At 52.8% G+C, this 5,284-nt stretch carries 3 rRNA genes; all 3 read left to right on the forward strand.

Going from position 1 to position 5,284, the window contains the following annotated elements:
• The first annotated feature begins 41 nt into the window (after positions 1–41).
• Positions 42–1,558: ribosomal RNA gene (locus tag HMPREF3155_RS05080) — 16S ribosomal RNA — on the forward strand.
• A 425-nt stretch (positions 1,559–1,983) separates the two neighbouring features.
• A 23S ribosomal RNA gene (locus HMPREF3155_RS05085) occupies positions 1,984–5,048 on the forward strand.
• Between the two features lie 102 nt (positions 5,049–5,150).
• Positions 5,151–5,268: ribosomal RNA gene (gene rrf / locus HMPREF3155_RS05090) — 5S ribosomal RNA — on the forward strand.
• The 16S, 23S and 5S rRNA genes sit together here, the layout of an rRNA operon.
• The last annotated feature ends 16 nt before the right edge of the window (positions 5,269–5,284 follow it).

A 5,284-nucleotide genomic window follows, 5' to 3' on the forward strand; every position in this document is an offset into this window, starting at 1 on the left:
GCTTTTCACGGCCTGATTTTTGGCTTTTGTGCTGAAATTTTTTTGTGGAGAGTTTGATCCTGGCTCAGGACGAACGCTGGCGGCGTGCTTAACACATGCAAGTCGAACGGAAAGGCCTCAGCTTGCTGGGGTACTCGAGTGGCGAACGGGTGAGTAACACGTGGGTGATCTGCCTTGCACTTCGGGATAAGCTTGGGAAACTGGGTCTAATACCGGATAGGACAGCTGTTTAGTGTCAGTTGTGGAAAGTTTTTTCGGTGCAAGATGAGCTCGCGGCCTATCAGCTTGTTGGTGGGGTAATGGCCTACCAAGGCGTCGACGGGTAGCCGGCCTGAGAGGGTGGACGGCCACATTGGGACTGAGATACGGCCCAGACTCCTACGGGAGGCAGCAGTGGGGAATATTGCACAATGGGCGGAAGCCTGATGCAGCGACGCCGCGTGGGGGATGAAGGCCTTCGGGTTGTAAACTCCTTTCGACAGGGACGAAGCTTTTGTGACGGTACCTGTATAAGAAGCACCGGCTAACTACGTGCCAGCAGCCGCGGTAATACGTAGGGTGCGAGCGTTGTCCGGAATTACTGGGCGTAAAGAGCTCGTAGGTGGTTTGTCGCGTCGTCTGTGAAATTCCGGGGCTTAACTCCGGGCGTGCAGGCGATACGGGCTGACTTGAGTGCTGTAGGGGAGACTGGAATTCCTGGTGTAGCGGTGAAATGCGCAGATATCAGGAGGAACACCGATGGCGAAGGCAGGTCTCTGGGCAGTAACTGACGCTGAGGAGCGAAAGCATGGGTAGCGAACAGGATTAGATACCCTGGTAGTCCATGCCGTAAACGGTGGGCGCTAGGTGTAGGGGGCTTCCACGTCTTCTGTGCCGTAGCTAACGCATTAAGCGCCCCGCCTGGGGAGTACGGCCGCAAGGCTAAAACTCAAAGGAATTGACGGGGGCCCGCACAAGCGGCGGAGCATGTGGATTAATTCGATGCAACGCGAAGAACCTTACCTGGGCTTGACATATAGCGGATCGCTGCAGAGATGTAGTTTCCCTTTGTGGTCGTTATACAGGTGGTGCATGGTTGTCGTCAGCTCGTGTCGTGAGATGTTGGGTTAAGTCCCGCAACGAGCGCAACCCTTGTCTTATGTTGCCAGCATTTGGTTGGGGACTCATGAGAGACTGCCGGGGTCAACTCGGAGGAAGGTGGGGATGACGTCAAATCATCATGCCCCTTATGTCCAGGGCTTCACACATGCTACAATGGTCGGTACAACGCGCAGCGACACTGTGAGGTGGAGCGAATCGCTGAAAGCCGGCCTTAGTTCGGATTGGGGTCTGCAACTCGACCCCATGAAGTCGGAGTCGCTAGTAATCGCAGATCAGCAATGCTGCGGTGAATACGTTCCCGGGCCTTGTACACACCGCCCGTCACGTCATGAAAGTTGGTAACACCCGAAGCCAGTGGCTCAAACTCGTTAGGGAGCTGTCGAAGGTGGGATCGGCGATTGGGACGAAGTCGTAACAAGGTAGCCGTACCGGAAGGTGCGGCTGGATCACCTCCTTTCTAAGGAGCATTATTTTGCCCACAGTTGTGGGTGTGTTGGTTGAGTGCACATGTGTTGTGCTGCCAACGATATTGTTTAATCGGGTGGAGACACACCTTAAACAAGAACAGTTAGTCGTTATATACATAGTGTGGAAATAGATTTTTTAGTACTTGGTGCATTGTTGGGTGTCTGGGGCATTATTGTCCTGGTGTTGCCTAGTTGCTGACGCAATCATGGTTTGTTGTGTGGTTGTTGTTGGTGGTTGGGGTGTTGTGTGAGAACTGTATAGTGGACGCGAGCATCCCCAAATGATGATGCTTTTTGTAGGCATGGTTGTTTGGGTGTGTAATTTCTTTATTCTTTTGTGTTTTGTGTAGTTCACGCCAGCACGATAGTTAAGGAACGGGCTGTTTGCTTTGTTTCTTGTTGTTGTGTTGGTTGTGTGTTCGTTATTTAGGGCGCATGGTGGATGCCTTGGCATGCTGAGCCGATGAAGGACGTGAAAGGCTGCGTTAAGCCTCGGGGAGTTGTCAATTAAGCGTTGATCCGAGGATGTCCGAATGGGGAAACCTGGCACTTGTTATGGAGTGTTACCCTTCAGTGAATTCATAGCTGTTGTGGGGGCAACGCGGGGAAGTGAAACATCTCAGTACCCGTAGGAGAAGAAAATAATAATGATTCTGCTAGTAGTGGCGAACGAACGTGGATGAGGCTAAACCGTGTGCATGTGATACTTGGTAGGGGTTGTGTGTGCGGTGTTGTGGGCCTTGATGTGCAGCGACTACCATCGTTGCGTCTTGTTGTTGGTGTTAGGTGAAGTGGTGTGGAAACGCCTGCCGTAGAGGGTGATAGTCCTGTAGCTGAAGACATTGATGATGGGGTTGTCAAGTTGCCCGAGTAGCAGCGGGCTCGTGGAATCTGCTGTGAATCTGCCGGGACCACCCGGTAAGCCTAAATACTCAGTGTGACCGATAGTGGATAGTACCGTGAGGGAATGGTGAAAAGTACCCCGGGAGGGGAGTGAAATAGTTCCTGAAACCATGTGCTTACAATCCGTCAGAGCACCGTTTGTGTGTGATGGCGTGCCTTTTGAAGAATGAGCCTGCGAGTCAGCGGCATGTCGCGAGGTTAACCCGTGTGGGGTAGCCGTAGGGAAACCGAATCCTAATGGGGTGTCAAGTGGCATGTCCTGGACCCGAAGCGGGGTGATCTACCCATGGCCAGTGTGAAGCAGCAGTAAGATGCTGTGGAGGCGCGAACCCACGTAGGTTGAAAACTGCGGGGATGAGCTGTGGGTAGGGGTGAAAGGCCAATCAAACTCCGTGATAGCTGGTTCTCCCCGAAATGCATTTAGGTGCAGCGTCGCATTAGCTTGGTGGAGGTAGAGCTACTGGTTGGTTGAGCGGGACTACAATCTTAGCAATGTCAGCCAAACTCCGAATGCCATTAATGTGTTGTGCGGCAGTGAGACTGTGGGGGATAAGCTTCATAGTCGAGAGGGAAACAGCCCAGATCGCCGGTTAAGGCCCCTAAGGGTGTGCTAAGTGGAAAAGGATGTGGGATCGCGAAGACAGCCAGGAGGTTGGCTTAGAAGCAGCCATCCTTGAAAGAGTGCGTAATAGCTCACTGGTCGAGTGGTTCTGCGCCGACAATGTAGTGGGGCTCAAGCACACCGCCGAAGCCGCGGCAATAATTTTTGTTATTGGGTAGGGGAGCGTCGTGCACGTGTTGAAGCGTTACCGTAAGGAGGCGTGGAGTGTGTGCGAGTGAGAATGCAGGCATGAGTAACGAATTGGAAGGTGAGAATCCTTCCCGCCGGATGACTAAGGGTTCCTGGGTCAAGTTCGTCTTCCCAGGGTGAGTCGGGACCTAAGGCGAGGCCGACAGGCGTAGTCGATGGATAACCAGTTGATATTCTGGTACCCGAGTATATGCGCCCCTGATAAAGCACTGATACTAACCACCACAAGCACCTTCCGATGACACTTTGTGTTGTTGGTTGGTGTGCGTCGTGGGGCCTGATGTGTGGTTCAAGCGATGGGGTGACACAGTGGGGTAGCCATGCCACTTACTGGATTGTTGGTGTAAGCGTGTAGCTTGGGGTGTAGGTAAATCCGCATCCTTTTATGTGAGACGTGATGCGTAGCCTTAATTGGTGAAGTTGGTGATCCCGTACTGTCGAGAAAAGCCTCTAGCGATGTATATACTCGGCCCGTACCCCAAACCGACACAGGTAGTCAGGTTGAAAATACTAAGGCGTTCGGGTGAACTGTGGTTAAGGAACTCGGCAAAATGCCCCCGTAACTTCGGGAGAAGGGGGACCACATGGCGTTAACACTCTTGCGGTGATAAGCGTTGTGGGGTCGCAGAGAATAGAGGGGAGCGACTGTTTATCAAAAACACAGGTCCATGCGAAGACGTTAAGTTGATGTATATGGACTGACGCCTGCCCGGTGCTGGAAGGTTAAGAGGACCGGTTAGCTCATCTTTGATGGGCGAAGCTGAGAATTTAAGCCCCAGTAAACGGCGGTGGTAACTATAACCATCCTAAGGTAGCGAAATTCCTTGTCGGGTAAGTTCCGACCTGCACGAATGGCGTAACGACTCCCCTGCTGTCTCAACCACAGGCCCGGTGAAATTGCACTACGAGTAAAGATGCTCGTTACGCGCGGCAGGACGAAAAGACCCCGGGACCTTCACTATAGCTTGGTATTGGTGTTCGGTTCGGTTTGTGTAGGATAGGTGGGAGACTGTGAAGCTATCACGCCAGTGGTGGTGGAGTCGTTGTTGAAATACCACTCTGATCGGATTGGATACCTTAACCTTGGCCCATGATCTGGGTTGGGGACAGTGCCTGGTGGGTAGTTTAACTGGGGCGGTTGCCTCCCAAAATGTAACGGAGGCGCCCAAAGGTTCCCTCAGCCTGGTTGGCAATCAGGTGGTGAGTGTAAGTGCACAAGGGAGCTTGACTGTGAGAGTGACAGCTCGAACAGGGACGAAAGTCGGGACTAGTGATCCGGCACCTACTTGTGGATGTGGTGTCGCTCAACGGATAAAAGGTACCCCGGGGATAACAGGCTGATCTTCCCCAAGAGTCCATATCGACGGGATGGTTTGGCACCTCGATGTCGGCTCGTCGCATCCTGGGGCTGGAGTAGGTCCCAAGGGTTGGGCTGTTCGCCCATTAAAGCGGCACGCGAGCTGGGTTCAGAACGTCGTGAGACAGTTCGGTCTCTATCCGCCGCGCGCGTTGAAACTTGAAGAAGGCTGTCCCTAGTACGAGAGGACCGGGACGGACGTACCTCTAGTGTGCCAGTTGTTCCGCCAGGGGCATCGCTGGTTGGCTACGTACGGAAGGGATAACCGCTGAAAGCATCTAAGCGGGAAGCCTGTTTTAAGATGAGGTTTCATTCGAGGTCCCCTAAAGACTATGGGGTTGATAGGCCAGACATGGAAGCATCGCAAGATGTGAAGTCTACTGGTACTAATAGACCAAAACAAACACACACAATGTGCAACACACAAACAAAAAATGATGATTACGTCATGCACGCGTCCACTATGCAGTATCTGACACAACACTAAAGGGCAACACAGCCCCGAAAGTTTGTCGGTGGTTAATAGCGGCAGGGAAACGCCCGGACCCATTCCGAACCCGGAAGCTAAGCCTGCCCGCGCTGATGGTACTGCAACCGGGAGGTTGTGGGAGAGTAAGTTACCGCCGACATAAAACAATAAACACA

This window comes from Corynebacterium sp. HMSC06D04, from assembly GCF_001807315.1.
Classification (GTDB): domain Bacteria; phylum Actinomycetota; class Actinomycetes; order Mycobacteriales; family Mycobacteriaceae; genus Corynebacterium; species Corynebacterium simulans.